The organism is Pedobacter nototheniae, assembly GCF_032678625.1.
In the GTDB taxonomy this organism is placed as follows: Bacteria; Bacteroidota; Bacteroidia; order Sphingobacteriales; family Sphingobacteriaceae; genus Pedobacter; species Pedobacter nototheniae_A.
The window spans coordinates 336122-350239 of record NZ_JAVTSO010000003.1 but is presented as its reverse complement, the minus strand read 5'-3'; the positions used below and the strand labels follow the sequence as shown (position 1 = coordinate 350239).

The 14118-nt window shown below is 34.9% G+C and carries 17 protein-coding genes and 5 tRNA genes; 20 read left to right on the top strand and 2 right to left on the bottom strand.

What is annotated here, in order from left to right:
- Positions 1-184: 184 nt before the first annotated feature.
- The gene (locus R2Q77_RS11765) at positions 185-1936 is read right to left on the bottom strand and encodes a lysophospholipid acyltransferase family protein (protein WP_316803923.1); all 1752 of its coding nucleotides are present in this window, start codon (positions 1934-1936) and stop codon (positions 185-187) included.
- A 98-nt stretch (positions 1937-2034) separates the two neighbouring features.
- On the opposite strand from R2Q77_RS11765, the gene R2Q77_RS11760 reads away from it, so the two are divergent.
- The 3 genes from R2Q77_RS11760 to R2Q77_RS11750 all read left to right on the top strand — a co-directional run bounded on the left by R2Q77_RS11760 (position 2035) and on the right by R2Q77_RS11750 (position 4730).
- Positions 2035-2934, top strand: a complete 900-nt coding sequence (locus tag R2Q77_RS11760; protein WP_316803922.1) for a helix-hairpin-helix domain-containing protein — start codon at positions 2035-2037, stop codon at positions 2932-2934.
- 309 nt (positions 2935-3243) lie between these two features.
- Positions 3244-4395, top strand: a complete 1152-nt coding sequence (locus R2Q77_RS11755) for an acyl-CoA dehydrogenase (protein ID WP_316803921.1) — start codon at positions 3244-3246, stop codon at positions 4393-4395.
- 158 nt (positions 4396-4553) lie between these two features.
- Complete coding sequence (locus R2Q77_RS11750; RefSeq protein ID WP_316803920.1) at positions 4554-4730, top strand: DUF6496 domain-containing protein; 177 nt, start codon at positions 4554-4556, stop codon at positions 4728-4730.
- 80 nt (positions 4731-4810) lie between these two features.
- Here R2Q77_RS11750 and R2Q77_RS11745 read toward each other — a convergent pair whose 3' ends face one another.
- Entirely contained in the window at positions 4811-5197 is a 387-nt protein-coding gene (locus tag R2Q77_RS11745) for a hypothetical protein (RefSeq protein ID WP_316803919.1), read from the bottom strand.
- A gap of 180 nt (positions 5198-5377) precedes the next feature.
- Between R2Q77_RS11745 and rpsU the strand changes: the two genes are divergently transcribed.
- The 17 genes from rpsU to rplL all read left to right on the top strand — a co-directional run bounded on the left by rpsU (position 5378) and on the right by rplL (position 14070).
- Positions 5378-5572, top strand: a complete 195-nt coding sequence (gene rpsU / locus R2Q77_RS11740; protein ID WP_056871296.1) for a 30S ribosomal protein S21 — start codon at positions 5378-5380, stop codon at positions 5570-5572.
- Positions 5573-5708: 136 nt separating this feature from the next.
- The gene (locus R2Q77_RS11735; protein WP_316803918.1) at positions 5709-6593 is read left to right on the top strand and encodes a tyrosine-type recombinase/integrase; all 885 of its coding nucleotides are present in this window, start codon (positions 5709-5711) and stop codon (positions 6591-6593) included.
- Between the two features lie 14 nt (positions 6594-6607).
- Positions 6608-6955, top strand: coding sequence for a ribosome hibernation-promoting factor, HPF/YfiA family (gene hpf / locus R2Q77_RS11730; RefSeq protein WP_131539006.1), 348 nt, complete (start codon positions 6608-6610; stop codon positions 6953-6955).
- A gap of 505 nt (positions 6956-7460) precedes the next feature.
- Positions 7461-7533: transfer RNA gene (locus R2Q77_RS11725), tRNA-Thr, on the top strand.
- A gap of 34 nt (positions 7534-7567) precedes the next feature.
- Positions 7568-7650 (top strand) — tRNA-Tyr (locus R2Q77_RS11720).
- A gap of 86 nt (positions 7651-7736) precedes the next feature.
- A tRNA-Gly gene (locus tag R2Q77_RS11715) sits at positions 7737-7809 on the top strand.
- 77 nt (positions 7810-7886) lie between these two features.
- Positions 7887-7958: transfer RNA gene (locus R2Q77_RS11710), tRNA-Thr, on the top strand.
- A gap of 127 nt (positions 7959-8085) precedes the next feature.
- A complete protein-coding gene (tuf, locus tag R2Q77_RS11705; RefSeq protein WP_123205454.1) occupies positions 8086-9273 on the top strand; it encodes an elongation factor Tu in 1188 nt (395 codons plus the stop codon).
- Between the two features lie 84 nt (positions 9274-9357).
- Positions 9358-9431, top strand: a tRNA-Trp gene (locus R2Q77_RS11700).
- Between the two features lie 93 nt (positions 9432-9524).
- On the top strand, positions 9525-9722 hold the full coding sequence (secE, locus tag R2Q77_RS11695) for a preprotein translocase subunit SecE (protein WP_131539008.1): 198 nt from the start codon (positions 9525-9527) through the stop codon (positions 9720-9722).
- 11 nt (positions 9723-9733) lie between these two features.
- Positions 9734-10273 carry a transcription termination/antitermination protein NusG gene (gene nusG / locus R2Q77_RS11690; RefSeq protein WP_131539009.1) on the top strand — a complete coding sequence of 180 codons (540 nt, stop codon included), beginning with the start codon at positions 9734-9736 and terminating at the stop codon, positions 10271-10273.
- Positions 10274-10493: 220 nt separating this feature from the next.
- Positions 10494-11210 carry a M15 family metallopeptidase gene (locus tag R2Q77_RS11685; protein ID WP_316803917.1) on the top strand — a complete coding sequence of 239 codons (717 nt, stop codon included), beginning with the start codon at positions 10494-10496 and terminating at the stop codon, positions 11208-11210.
- 2 nt (positions 11211-11212) lie between these two features.
- Positions 11213-11731: a hypothetical protein gene (locus R2Q77_RS11680; RefSeq protein ID WP_316803916.1), complete on the top strand. Its 519-nt coding sequence runs from the start codon at positions 11213-11215 to the stop codon at positions 11729-11731.
- Positions 11732-11941: 210 nt separating this feature from the next.
- The gene (gene rplK / locus R2Q77_RS11675) at positions 11942-12385 is read left to right on the top strand and encodes a 50S ribosomal protein L11 (RefSeq protein WP_010601094.1); all 444 of its coding nucleotides are present in this window, start codon (positions 11942-11944) and stop codon (positions 12383-12385) included.
- A gap of 20 nt (positions 12386-12405) precedes the next feature.
- Positions 12406-13104, top strand: coding sequence for a 50S ribosomal protein L1 (rplA, locus tag R2Q77_RS11670; RefSeq protein WP_316803915.1), 699 nt, complete (start codon positions 12406-12408; stop codon positions 13102-13104).
- A gap of 2 nt (positions 13105-13106) precedes the next feature.
- Positions 13107-13628 (top strand): 50S ribosomal protein L10, encoded by a 522-nt coding sequence (rplJ, locus tag R2Q77_RS11665; protein WP_131539011.1) that lies wholly within the window; start codon positions 13107-13109, stop codon positions 13626-13628.
- Between the two features lie 64 nt (positions 13629-13692).
- Positions 13693-14070, top strand: coding sequence for a 50S ribosomal protein L7/L12 (rplL, locus tag R2Q77_RS11660; RefSeq protein WP_316803914.1), 378 nt, complete (start codon positions 13693-13695; stop codon positions 14068-14070).
- Positions 14071-14118 lie beyond the last annotated feature (48 nt).

Here is a 14118-nt window from a genome sequence, read left to right as displayed (position 1 = left end):
GCAAAGTATTTATTGCAGCGCGTAGGCTTAGGTTAAATAATCAATAAATAACCTTCACATAACAGATACTTAACATGTCGGTTTTACTTTTGCAGTATAAATATTTGGTTAGTATTTATAAAGTTTAGGTTAGTTGATAATAAAAAACCCGGATGGATGTCCGGGTTTTTTTATTTAAAAATAATTAGAGATTCTTACCAAGTTTTTCCAGCATCTCAGGTGGGATATTATGTGTATCCACCACAAGGAAGCCATCCAGACAATCCGAAAATTTAGGATCTATATTAAAAGAAATGATTTTTGCGTTCAAATTCATGTACTGTCTTAGTAACACCGGAACTTTAATGTGTGAATTTTCAATATCACCGATTAAGCTATCTAAATCTTTAAAAGAATCGCTGCTATCCACTAAAGTATCAGTAGAGATGGGGAGCAAATCGGCTTTGAATTTATTTTTTGGTTTTACGTATTTAGCCATTTCATAATCAAAATGGTTTTTGGTAATGTAATCCACAATTAAAGCCTTACTAAATTTAGAAAAGTTATTGCTAATGCTTACCGGACCAAACATATAACGGTATTGCGGGTTATCAATCAGGTACTTTAAAATTCCTTTCCAGAGTAAAAACAAAGGAAGTGGTTTGCCCTGGTATTCTTTTCTAATCCAGGATCTGCCCAATTCAATACCCTGTTTTAACATTGGGTAAAACTGGTCTTTCATTTTAAACAATTCAGAAAGATAGAAGCCGCGGCTGCCCATACTTTCTAAAATTTCATCACCCTTGCCAATTCTGTAAGCCCCAACAATATTTTCTAAATCCCGATCCCAAATAAATAAATGGCTGTAATAAATATCGTAATTATCTAAATCTATTTTTTTATTGGTTCCTTCGCCAACCTCTCTGAAAGTAATTTCGCGTAAACGACCAATTTCTCTTAAAATGTTAGGAATTTTTAGTGTTGGAACAATATAAACTTCATAGTTCTTCTCTGTCCACACTTTAAAATCTTCCAGGGTCTCCACCTCGTCCTTAATTAAGTTTCTTGATGTTTCCTCAATAATTTCAGCAGGTTTTTTCTTAATTTTAAATAGTTTTAATGGATTAAATAGTTTCTTTTCTGTATCCAAACCCACGCCCAGGGCATAAGTACGGGCCCTTAAAAAGTCCATTAACTTATTGCTGCTGTTCATGTGTGATATTTCAGAAACAGCAATTGGTTTTCCTACCCTAACCTTAATGGTACGTCCATGTTTATTTAAAAATTCTGAGGGCAGTTTTGCCGTACGCAAAGTAGGATGTATAAAGCTTAAAATGTTAAAGAAAACGCCGTTGTTGCCATGGAAATAAATGGGTACAACAGGTACTTTAGCCTTGGCAATAAGTTTGCCCACAACCGGATGCCACATTCTATCGGTTACCTGCTGGGCATCGAGTTTAAAGGTAGAAACCTCGCCAGCCGGAAAAATTCCGATCGGAATTCCGTTTCTTAATAAATCGAAAGTAGTTTTTAAACCGCTGATACTTGATGAGTGCTGTACGTTTTCGAAAGGGTTAACGGCAACAAAAAATTCATCCAGATTGGGTATTTTCTTCAAAATAAAGTTAACCATTACCTTAGCATCTGGCCTAACGGTACATAAAAGTTTAACCAAAGCCAAACCTTCAACACCGCCATAGGGGTGGTTTGCAATAGCAATAAATGGCCCTGTTTTAGGGATACTGTTTAAATCATCCTCATCAAAATCGATAGAAACGCCAATGGTTTCCAGTATTTTATCTACAAACTCTAAACCTTTAAAGTGCTGGTTTTGAGAGAATACATCATTAATATCATTCAGCTTCATGATTTCCATCATCAAGCCGGCCAATCCCGGAACACCCAGTTTATCTATCTTCGTCGCCTTCGCAAATTCAGAGGTAGTAATGATCTTCATATAAAAATTATTAGGTTGTTGCATTTTGCAAAGCATCTCTGTTTTGCAATCCCAAAAATAAGATTTATATTCAAATATAAATGTCATAACATGTATCGATGAGAACTTGGCTTAATAAATACTTCGGTTTTAGTAAAAGTGAGTTCAATGGACTGGTGTTGTTAATTTCAATCCTGGTAATTTTAAAATTGATACCTTTTATATATGGTTATTTAAAGCCTGTTGAAAAAGATGAGCCTAATCTTTTGGTTCAAATCCAAAAAATAGAAACCACAAATGAAGAAGCTTTTCGTTATACGCCGAATAAACGCATAGAAACTCAGCATAAAAAGACAGGAAAACTTTTCAACTTCGACCCCAACCGCATAGATGCCGCGGGCTGGCAGGCGTTAGGTTTATCGGTAAAACAGGCAGAATCGATTGTTAACTATAGAAATAAGGGAGGCAAATTTTATAAAGCAGAAGATTTGCAGAAAATGTACACCATATCTCCTCAAATGTACGAGCGGCTTTTGCCTTATGTACAGATTGAAAATCTGGTAAATACTTATCCGAAAAGAGAACTTCAGCCACAGAAAAAAGAATTTATCAAAAAGTCATTGACTATCGTAGATGTTAATTTAGCTGATTCTGCCCAGTTGGATGAGATAAAAGGAATTGGGCCTGCATTTGCGGCACGGATTTTAAAATACCGGGAACGTTTAGGCGGCTTTTATAAAAAAGAACAATTAATGGAAGTTTATGGCATCGACTCTGTTAAGTACAACGAAATAAAAGGGCAGATTACATTGAGCGAAGGCAAGTTTAAGATTATAAATATCAATACTGCAGCATTTGATGACTTGAAAAGTAACCCATACCTTACTTATAAACAAATGAATGCCATTATACAGTACCGTAAACAACATGGCAAATATTCGGGAATTGCAGATTTAAATAAAATTGGCATTCTAACTCCGCAGGTTATAGAAAAAATTAGCCGCTATATTACATTCTAAAATATGTGCATCATTCAGAATGATGTAATTGTTTTGTTTAAAACTTCAGATTTTGTTTAAAATAACAAGGCTCTTAAGCGAAATATAATTTTAATTCTCTTCTTTTTTTTGATTCTGCCATCGGGCTAACAATAAAAAGCTTAAAAAATTGAAAAAACTTTTTAAGCTCATTTACAGCCTTTAAAAATCGGGTGTAAACTAATTGAACCAAATACCATTTCATTCTACAAACAGGTGTTTTTTTAACTATAAGTAACTATCAAATAAATGTTTATAATTGCCGAAAACCAGTATAAAATATAAATATTAATGAGCGTTAGTTTTAACTTTTCAGAAACAGAAACCCAGCAAAGTGTTAGGGCTATGGTTCGTGATTTTGCAGAAAAAAATATCCGTCCGAATATTATGGAATGGGATGAATCACAACATTTCCCTGTAGAGTTATTTAAACAGTTAGGCAATTTAGGCTTAATGGGGGTTTTGGTACCTGAAAATTATGGTGGCTCAGGTTTGGGTTATCAGGAATATGTTGATGTTATTGTGGAAATTGCCAGAGTTTGTGGTTCAATAGGTTTGTCGGTTGCTGCACATAATTCGCTTTGTACCGGACATATTTTAGCCTTTGGTAACGAAGAACAAAAACAAAGATGGTTGCCAAAATTGGCTACAGCCGAATGGATTGGTGCATGGGGTTTAACAGAAGCGAATACTGGATCTGACGCCTTGCGTATGATGACCACTGCTGTTGAAGATGGTGACGATTATATATTAAACGGTGCAAAAAACTGGATTACCCACGGTAAAACCGGCGATGTTGCCGTAGTAATGGTGCGTACAGGAGAAAGCGGAAGCTCGAAAGGAATTTCAGCTATTGTTGTAGAAAGAGGTACCCCAGGTTTTTCAGCAGGTAAAAAAGAAAATAAATTAGGCATGCGTGCTTCAGAAACCACTGAAATGATTTTTGATAATTGCCGTGTCCCTAAAGCAAATATTTTGGGCAATGTAGGCGAAGGCTTTAAGCAAGCGATGAAGGTTTTAGATGGAGGAAGAATTTCCATTGCTGCCTTATCATTAGGGATAGCTAAAGGTGCTTTTGATGCTGCGGTTGAATATTCTAAACAACGTCATCAGTTTGGACAGCCAATTTCGAGTTTTCAGGCGATTAGTTTTAAACTGGCCGATATGGCTACTGAAATTGAAGCTTCAGAGTTATTGATTCGTCAAGCTGCAGATTTAAAAAACAGACATTTACCTATGACCAAAGAATCTGCTATGGCTAAATATTTTGCCTCTGAAGTAGCGGTGAGGGTATCAACTGAAGCGGTGCAGATTTTTGGAGGTTATGGATATACCAAAGATTTTCCAGTGGAGAAATTTTATCGCGATAGTAAATTATGTACAATAGGAGAGGGTACATCCGAAATCCAAAAGATTGTAATTGCAAGGGAAATCCTTAACTAAAAATATAAGACCCTATTTAATAGGGTCGAAGCATAACAAATAACCAAATATACTATGAGTAATCCGGACGATGATACGCCTCCGGATTTTTTTTGCCCTTTTTTTTAAACCAATCTCTGTTTCGCATTGTTCTTGTTGAGTAATTAATACCTAATAATATGGCAAAGTATTCAGAAAAAGCAGGCGAAAAAGTAGAAAAAACCATGCATGAAATGAAAGAGGGTAAACTTAAAAGCGGATCAGGTAAAAAAGTAACCTCCAAAAAGCAGGCAATTGCAATTGGTTTATCAGAAGCGAGAAAAGAAGGGGCAAAAGTACCCAGAAAAAAAGAGTAAATGCTTGATCGCAAAAGGATAGAATTTGAATGAGAGAATTATTGATCAAATATCCCCTCATTCAAAACATTCCGCTATTGTTACTGTGGTACGTCTTTAGACGAAACAATACTATCGACTACATAAACGCTAAATCCTCTCCAGGGTAATGTGTTTTTATATTCTTTATAATGAAGTTCATAAAATTTGCCACTATTGGCCATCATTTTATCGGCAATGTCTTTATTGGCTATCGAAAATTCGAATTCATTATTTTGTAAAGTACCTGTTTGCCGCGATTTAACCCCACTTTGGATAAGCTTACCTTCATAGGTTTTAAACATATAGCCTTTCTTTACCACATAATTTAATTCGCCGGCCTTTACCCCTTCACCAAAAACGAAGAAATATCGGTAATAAGCTAAGCCACCTAATATTAATATGGCTATAACAATAATAATGGTGATTATTTTTTTTCCTGGTGTCATATGTTTTTCTTTTGTTAAACTAAGTTATGTTTTTAGAATCAATAACTAACACAGATAAGCGGATAATGTTTTTTATAAAATTCGCGAAAAAACCTTTCTCATTTTCAATAATTTACTTACATTTGCATCCCCGATAAGAGGGAGTATTTAAAAAAACACGAGAGGAGGTATTTCAGCGTTATGATCATTATCAACATTAAAGACGGCGAATCATTAGATAAAGCCCTAAAACGTTTCAAGAAAAAGTTTGAAAAAACAGGAGTATTGAGAGAATTACGTAGTCGCCAAGCATACGAGAAAAAATCCGTTGCTCGCCGTACAGAAATTAAACATGCTGTTTACATTCAGAACATGAATCAAGACACAACTGTATAGTTGTTGACTATATAAATTATTAAATGCCTCCAGGATTTTTCCCGGAGGCATTTTTTTTGTCATAAAAAATCTTAGAATTTCATTCTATCAAAACTATTTGTAACTTCATATCAATGCAGGGCTAAATTACATTTGAATGTTGCTAAACAGTTTCCTAACCTATTTATCACACGAGAAACGTTATTCTCAACATACAATTGTTTCCTATCAAACAGACCTTAATCAATTTGAAGCTTTTATAAGTACAGCCTTTGAATTGGGTTTCCTCGAAATTAAACATACACACGTTAGAAGTTTTATGGTTAATTTGATGGAGCAGAAAACTTCCGAATCTTCCATCAACAGAAAAATATCTACACTGCGCAGTTTTTATAAATTCTTACTGCGGGAAGGAAAAACTACCCAAAACCCTATGCTTTTAATCAAAGCACCCAAGGTTGCTAAGCGTTTGCCTGTTTTTGTTGAAGACCATAAATTAAATCACTTACTGGATGCTAATCTTTATTTTGATGATAGTTTTGCATCTCTTCGCGATCATTTGGTAATTGAAATGCTTTTCGGGACCGGGATTCGTTTAACTGAATTGATTCAATTAAAGGATACAGATATAGATTTATATAACGGAACGATTAAAGTTTTGGGTAAAAGAAATAAAGAACGGATTATACCCGTAAATAAACAGCTTATCAATCAGGTAAATACCTATATTGATTTAAAAAAGTTGCAAAACTTTAATAACAAATTGCTTAACTTAATCGTTACCAATACAGGAACAGCGGCATATCCGAAATTAATATACCGTATTGTTACAACGTACCTAAACCATATCACCACAAATGATAAAAAAAGTCCGCACGTATTACGTCACAGTTATGCCACCAGTTTACTTAATGCAGGGGCAGACCTTAATGCGATTAAGGAACTTTTAGGGCATGCAAGTTTAGCGGCCACCCAGGTTTATACGCACAACTCAATTGAAAGATTAAAAACAATTTATAAACAAGCCCATCCAAAGGCATAAAAAAAGGAGGAAAAATGAAAATCGGAGTTCAGTCAATCCATTTCAACGCAGACAGTAAGTTGTTAGATTTTATACAGAAGAAAGCAAATAAGCTTGATCAGTTTTTTGATCAGATCATAAGCGGAGAAGTGTATTTAAAATTGGAGAATGTAGATAACGAAGCCAATAAGATTAGCGAGATTAAGTTAATTGTGCCGGGTGGAACACTATTCGCTAAAGAACAATGTAAATCATTTGAAGAAGCCACAGACCTGGCAATTGAATCTTTAAGAAAGCAAATAACGAAGCACAAAGATAAAACACGTGCAAAATTAAGTGAACATAAAGCCATTTTAAGCGAAAGCGAAGTATCGGATTTTTAATTCACATTAAATATTTTCATAAAATCGACCGGTATCCGGTCGATTTTTTTTATTTCTAAACTTTTTTTCAACTATTTTTTCAAAAAAAAATAGAGCGGATTTTAGAAAAAATAAGTCAGATGATAAAAATTGAAACTTATTTTGGATTATTTTTCTTCAGGTTTAAGAAAAATTAATGCGCTTAAAGCTTCTGATTTTAACCTTTTGAAAAAAAACTAAAAAAAATATTAAAAATAATGCCCTTTAAAAACCATTCAGAAATATCTGATTATTAAGCGAGTATTTTCTGAAATAAAACAATCTCTATTGGAGAGAATAAATTCCTTTCATTTTTTTTCAAATTTATTTTGAATAGAAATATAAGTGTGTATATTTGCATTCCCTTTCGGAAACGGCGTTAAGCAAAGAAGAAAAGGATAAGTTCTGTGAAAAGATAAAAATTTAAAAAAACACGTTAATGGTATAAAAAAAGAAGTTTTTTCGTATCATTGCAGCAAATTTAAAAGCCTCCTTAGCTCAGCTGGTAGAGCAACTGACTTGTAATCAGTAGGTCATTGGTTCGATTCCGATAGGAGGCTCTTTATTTTAATTGTTAACATTTTAAAATAAGTTGGGGAGATTCCAGAGCGGCCAAATGGGACAGACTGTAACTCTGTTATCGCAAGATTTCGAAGGTTCGAATCCTTCTCTCCCCACACTTTAAATAAATGAATGACCAAATGTTTTAATGATAGAATACATCTCTCATTCTTTCATTCAAATCAATCATTAGTTTTAAAAAGCGGAAGTAGCTCAGTTGGTAGAGCGATAGCCTTCCAAGCTATAGGTCGCGAGTTCGAACCTCGTCTTCCGCTCTAAAATTAAAGTGGGCAGTTTAAAGTATCGGTTGGAAGTTTACTGAAAACTGAAAGGCTGGAACTGAAAACTAAAAGCCGACTTAGCTCAGCGGTAGAGCACTTCCTTGGTAAGGAAGAGGTCATGGGTTCAATTCCCATAGTTGGCTCAGGATAATAAAGCTTTGTTAAATCTGTTTAATATGCAGGGTAGACAAAGTTTTTTGTGTTGCATTGCATCAAAACAATAAATAAAAAAATAATAAAAAGTTAACCTACTAATTAGTTATAAATAAAATGGCAAAAGAAAAATTTGACCGTAGTAAACCGCACTTAAACATCGGTACCATCGGTCACGTCGATCACGGTAAAACAACTTTAACAGCAGCTATTACAAAAGTTTTAGCTGATGCAGGTTTATCTGAGGCACGTTCATTCGATTCAATTGACTCTGCTCCAGAGGAAAAAGAAAGAGGTATTACAATTAATACTGCGCACGTTGAGTATTCAACTGCAAACCGTCACTACGCACACGTAGATTGTCCAGGTCACGCGGATTATGTTAAAAACATGGTTACAGGTGCGGCTCAAATGGATGGTGCTATTATCGTTGTTGCTGCTACTGATGGTCCAATGCCACAAACTCGTGAGCACATCTTATTGGCTCGTCAGGTTGGTGTTCCTTCATTAGTTGTATTCATGAATAAAGTGGATATGGTTGATGATCCAGAATTATTAGAATTAGTAGAAATGGAAGTTCGTGAATTATTATCGTTCTACGATTTCCCTGGTGATGATATTCCTGTTATTCAAGGTTCTGCTTTAGGTGGTTTGAACGGTGATGCTAAATGGGTTGGAAAAATTATGGAATTAATGGATGCTGTTGATAGCTACATTCCAATTCCTCCACGTCTAACTGAGCTTCCATTCTTAATGCCTGTTGAAGATGTATTCTCGATCACTGGTCGTGGTACTGTTGCAACTGGTCGTATCGAGCGTGGTGTAATCAACTCTGGAGATCCAGTTGAAATCTTAGGTATGGGTGCTGAGAACTTAAAATCTACAGTTACTGGTGTTGAGATGTTCCGTAAGATCTTAGATTATGGTGAAGCTGGTGATAACGTAGGTTTATTATTACGTGGTATTGAGAAAACTGATATCCGTCGTGGTATGGTAATCTGTAAACCAGGTTCAGTAACTCCTCACACTGATTTCAAAGCTGAGATCTATGTATTATCAAAAGCAGAAGGTGGTCGTCACACTCCATTCTTCAACAAATACCGTCCTCAATTCTATTTCCGTACTACAGATGTAACTGGTGAGATTTCATTAGCTGAAGGTACTGAGATGGTAATGCCAGGTGATAACGTTACAATTTCTGTGAAATTGATCAACGCAATCGCAATGGAAAAAGGTCTACGTTTCGCAATCCGTGAGGGTGGTAGAACAGTAGGTGCTGGTCAGGTAACTGAAATTGTAAAATAAATCTTAAATCCGATTATTCGGAGCTTAAGAAAAAATAAGAAAAGCAAAGTGTTTGAGCACGCTTAAACACTTTGCTTTCTAATTACGGGAATAGTTCAACGGTAGAATAGAGGTCTCCAAAACCTTTGATCAGGGTTCGAATCCTTGTTCCCGTGCCAAAAATAATGATTGAATTAGTGGATGTTTTAATGATTGGATGTATTTTACATGCTCTCACTCACTAACTCAATCATTTAATCATTATAATAAATATGGCTAAAGTAGTTCAATTTATAAAAGAATCATACGATGAAATGACTCAGAAGGTTACATGGCCTACCTGGGGAGAGCTTCAAAGTTCAGCAATTCTTGTTTTAGTGGCTTCTTTAATTATTGCATTAGTTATTTTTGCAATGGATAAAGGCTCTACATTTGTATTAGATACTTTTTATAAATCACTTTCTAATTAATTTTACTGATAATGAGCGATCTAAAATGGTATGTGGTAAGGGCTGTTAGCGGTAAAGAAAAGAAAGTTAAACAGTATATTGATGCTGAGATTAGCCGTTTAGGTTTTTCTCATCTGGTTCCGCAGGTATTAATCCCTATGGAAAAATATTATCAGATGAGAGATGGAAAAAAAATTGCAAAAGAGCGTAACTATTATCCAGGATATGTTTTAATTGAAGCCACGTTAGATGGTGAGTTAGAACACATCATTAAAGGGATAAACAGTGTTATTGGATTTTTAGGCGATAAGGCTGGTAATCCAATTCCAATGCGCCAGGCAGAAGTTAACCGTATATTAGGTAAGGTTGATGAAATGAGTGAGCAAGGCGAAACCATGAATGTTCCTTATTATGTTGGAGAGAACATTAAAGTAATGGATGGTCCTTTCAACGGTTTCTCAGGTATTATTGAAGAGGTAAACGAAGAGAAGAAAAAATTAAAAGTAATGGTTAAAATCTTTGGTCGTAAAACCCCTCTTGAACTTAACTATATGCAAGTAGAAAAAGAATAAGAAATTATTTTTAAGATATATTAAAATCCGCGTAGTGATTCAAATAATTTTGAACATTACGCGGATTTTTTTTTGCCGCAGGTTTTTCTAAAAAAAAATCCTTAATTCCGTACATAATTAAGGATTGACTAATGGCACATTTATTGTTGCGTTTTAAAATATACCAACTATTTATTGAGATCTAAAAGGTTTAGTATTAAATCATTAAATAACGCTAACAATGGAATATTCTTTAAAAGAAAAAAGAAATGCAGGGATTTTATTTTCTTTTTACGATCCGTTTAGGTTATCACAATATACATATAGTGTGTCGTTTTCACCCGGATCAATCCCTTTAGTCATTGATGCTATTCATAAAAATTATGAGGTCAAAAAAATATCCATTAAAGGTGGTATAGACATTGATTATTACATACTTGATCCAACTTTTTTTTGGGACAAAAGGAAGAAGGTGAAATACAATAAGAAAACCAATAACCTGCTTTTGCTAATCGAAAACGGTCTTCCAAATCATTTACGGCCAACCTGGGATGAGGTTACAAATAAACGGATTCTGACATTGGATAAAAGATTACAAAATCCGGCAAGAGCATTTATTAATACCGTTGAAGAAGAATTAGGGATACAGTTGAGGATTGTGCAGGCATTAAGGACTATTGCTGAACAAAATGCTTTGTACAATCAAGGCAGGACTACGCCTGGCGCTATTGTAACCAAGGCTAAGGGAGGCACCAGTTATCATAACTATGCTTTAGCGATGGATGTTGTAATGATAGAGAAGGGACAGGCTGTTTGGACAATTTTACCTAAAGAGGTTGTTAAAATAGGTGAGGACCTGGGTTTCGAATGGGGTGGCACCTGGAAGGGCTTTAAAGATTACCCGCATTTTCAAATGACTTTTGGTCAGAGTATTAGGGATTTACAAAATAAAAAATAGATATGAAAGTAATTCTGATCCTATTTGTATGCTTTTTAGGCCTTAATAATGGAAATTGCACGGGTAATAATAACTTAAGCAAAGCCGTAATTGATACACCTAATATTATAAAAAAGATACAGACTGATTTTGTAAATATCAATTCGCGTTTAAAATTTTATAAAAAGAAGCACAAGGAAACATTCGAAATGTCGGCTGAAGGGGGGGATGTAACCGGTTATTATGATAAAGGTACGCTGAAAAAGGTACATTGTATTTATTATGGTGAAATGGGAAAGGCTGAGGTTGATTATTACTTTAATGAAAAGGGATTGTTCTTTTTATATAAAAGAGAAATTTTTTACGATAAACCTATGTACCAGAAAGATTTTAAAGTTAAAAGTACAATCGAAACCCGGTATTATATAAATGAGAAAAAAATAGTCAAATCGATTTCTAAACCAGTGGGTTCAGCCGTATTGCCATACAAAGAGATAGAGCAAGAAGTAAAACAGATTGTAAATATTTTAAATTCAAAATAACCTCATCAATTTCTGACCAATCGAAGAAGATATATATTCCATTTAAAATTAAGTGGTGAATAATAAAATATATTTTCTCCAATCTATTGTGGTAGTGCAAGATTATCCATATCTTTGCAGTCCTTTTGGTTTTGTAGAAACTGAAAGGAATTTAAATGTTACATGCTTCCAATATTTAACATTGAGTTTTAAATAAACAAAAAACACAAAATGGCAAAAGAAGTCAGTGCAATGATCAAATTACAGATCAAAGGCGGAGCGGCAAATCCATCGCCACCAGTAGGACCTGCATTAGGTGCTAAGGGTGTTAACATTATGGAGTTTTGCAAACAGTACAACGCTCGTACCCAAGATAAAGCAGGTAAAGTATTGCCAGTTGTAATTACTGTTTATGCTGATAAGTCATTCGATTTCATCATCAAAACCCCTCCTGTAGCTATCCAGTTAAAAGATGCTACTAAATTACAGAGTGGTTCTGCTGAGCCTAACCGTAAAAAAGTTGGATCGGTGACCTGGGACCAGATTAAAGTTATTGCTGAAGATAAAATGCCTGATTTAAATGCATTTACAATCGAATCTGCAATGAGTATGGTTGCCGGTACAGCACGCAGTATGGGAATCACCGTTTCTGGTGACGCACCCTGGAACAATTAATTAAAAAACAGTTTACAACAGTGGCGAAATTAACTAAAAATCAAAAAAAGGCACATGCTAAATTAGAAGCTGGCAAAGCTTATACTTTGAAAGATGCTGCTGCTTTGGTAAAAGAAATCACTACAACTAAATTTGATGCATCAGTAGATATTGATGTTTCATTAGGTGTAGATCCACGTAAAGCCAATCAAATGGTGCGTGGTATTGCTACTTTACCACACGGAACAGGTAAAACTGTACGTGTTTTAGCTTTGGTAACTCCTGATAAGGAAGAAGAAGCAAAAGCAGCTGGCGCAGACTTCGTAGGTTTAGACGAATATGTGGCTAAAATTGAAGGTGGTTGGACCGATGTAGACATTATTATCACAACACCAGCTTGTATGGCTAAGGTAGGTAAATTAGGCCGTGTTTTAGGTCCAAGGAACTTAATGCCGAATCCAAAATCAGGTACAGTTACTAACGATGTTGGTAAAGCTGTAACTGAGGTTAAAGCGGGTAAAATTGATTTTAAAGTAGACAAAAGCGGTATTATACACGCTTCAATAGGGAAAGTATCATTCCCGGCAGATAAAATTTATGAAAATGCAATGGAGATTATCTCTGTAATTTCTAAATTAAAACCATCTGCTGCAAAAGGAACTTATTTTAAAAGCATTCACGTGTCTTCTACAATGAGTCCTGGGATTGCAATTGAAACTAAATCAGTAGCGGGGATTTAATCATGAACAGAGAAGAAAAAAACGAAGTAGTTTTAGAACTACAAGGACAAATGCAAGAGTTTGGCAATTTTTATATTGCTGATACCTCAAGCCTTTCTGTTGAGCAGATTAATAACATCCGTCGCAAATGTTTTGAAGGTGATATCGTAATGAAGGTTGCTAAAAACTCTTTAATTCGCAAAGCGATTGAAGGTTTAGAAGGCGATGCTTCTGAGATATACGAAGCCCTAAAAGGTTCTTCATCATTATTATTCTCAAAAACAGCTAATGCTCCGGCTAAGTTGATTAAAGCTTTGAGAAAAACATCTGAAAAACCATTGCTTAAAGCGGCATACATAGATTCATCAGTTTATGTTGGCGATGACCAATTGAATAACTTAGTAAGTCTTAAATCAAGAGAAGAACTTATTGGCGATATTATTGGATTATTACAATCACCAGCTAAAAACGTTGTATCTGCCCTTAAATCAAGCGGTGGTAAAATTGCAGGAATTGTTAAAACTCTACAAGAAAGAGAAGGTTAACGAACACCTTAAGTTCGCAATTAAACAAAATTATTTTTACGTAAATTTTTAAAATCTTAATAAAATGGCAGATTTAAAAGCGTTTGCTGAGCAATTAGTAAACTTAACAGTTAAAGAAGTTAATGAATTAGCTCAAATCTTAAAAGACGAGTATGGTATCGAGCCTGCAGCTGCTGCTGTAGTTGCTGGTCCTGCTGCTGGTGGTGATGCACCTGCTGCTGCTGCAGAAAAAACATCATTTGATGTTATCTTAAAAGAAGCTGGTGGCGCTAAATTAGCAGTTGTGAAACTTGTTAAAGACCTAACTGGCCTTGGTTTGAAAGAAGCAAAAGACTTAGTTGACGGAGCACCAAAAGAATTAAAAGCTGGTGTTACTAAAGACGAAGCAGAAGCTCTTAAAAAACAATTAGAAGAAGCTGGAGCAGTAGTTGAAATTAAGTAATCACTTAATTTAGCTTCGCTAAAAAAGTATCAGACACCGACTGAAAAT

What these genes read in the sequence shown, in the direction of transcription:
- R2Q77_RS11765 (WP_316803923.1), bottom strand. Translation starts at nt 1,936, where the DNA reads ATGAAGATCATTACTACCTCTGAATTTGCGAAGGCGACGAAGATAGAT.
- R2Q77_RS11760 (WP_316803922.1), top strand. Translation starts at nt 2,035, where the DNA reads ATGAGAACTTGGCTTAATAAATACTTCGGTTTTAGTAAAAGTGAGTTC.
- R2Q77_RS11755 (WP_316803921.1), top strand. Translation starts at nt 3,244, where the DNA reads ATGAGCGTTAGTTTTAACTTTTCAGAAACAGAAACCCAGCAAAGTGTT.
- R2Q77_RS11750 (WP_316803920.1), top strand. Translation starts at nt 4,554, where the DNA reads ATGGCAAAGTATTCAGAAAAAGCAGGCGAAAAAGTAGAAAAAACCATG.
- R2Q77_RS11745 (WP_316803919.1), bottom strand. Translation starts at nt 5,197, where the DNA reads ATGACACCAGGAAAAAAAATAATCACCATTATTATTGTTATAGCCATA.
- rpsU (WP_056871296.1), top strand. Translation starts at nt 5,378, where the DNA reads ATGATCATTATCAACATTAAAGACGGCGAATCATTAGATAAAGCCCTA.
- R2Q77_RS11735 (WP_316803918.1), top strand. Translation starts at nt 5,709, where the DNA reads ATGTTGCTAAACAGTTTCCTAACCTATTTATCACACGAGAAACGTTAT.
- hpf (WP_131539006.1), top strand. Translation starts at nt 6,608, where the DNA reads ATGAAAATCGGAGTTCAGTCAATCCATTTCAACGCAGACAGTAAGTTG.
- tuf (WP_123205454.1), top strand. Translation starts at nt 8,086, where the DNA reads ATGGCAAAAGAAAAATTTGACCGTAGTAAACCGCACTTAAACATCGGT.
- secE (WP_131539008.1), top strand. Translation starts at nt 9,525, where the DNA reads ATGGCTAAAGTAGTTCAATTTATAAAAGAATCATACGATGAAATGACT.
- nusG (WP_131539009.1), top strand. Translation starts at nt 9,734, where the DNA reads ATGAGCGATCTAAAATGGTATGTGGTAAGGGCTGTTAGCGGTAAAGAA.
- R2Q77_RS11685 (WP_316803917.1), top strand. Translation starts at nt 10,494, where the DNA reads ATGGAATATTCTTTAAAAGAAAAAAGAAATGCAGGGATTTTATTTTCT.
- R2Q77_RS11680 (WP_316803916.1), top strand. Translation starts at nt 11,213, where the DNA reads ATGAAAGTAATTCTGATCCTATTTGTATGCTTTTTAGGCCTTAATAAT.
- rplK (WP_010601094.1), top strand. Translation starts at nt 11,942, where the DNA reads ATGGCAAAAGAAGTCAGTGCAATGATCAAATTACAGATCAAAGGCGGA.
- rplJ (WP_131539011.1), top strand. Translation starts at nt 13,107, where the DNA reads ATGAACAGAGAAGAAAAAAACGAAGTAGTTTTAGAACTACAAGGACAA.
- rplL (WP_316803914.1), top strand. Translation starts at nt 13,693, where the DNA reads ATGGCAGATTTAAAAGCGTTTGCTGAGCAATTAGTAAACTTAACAGTT.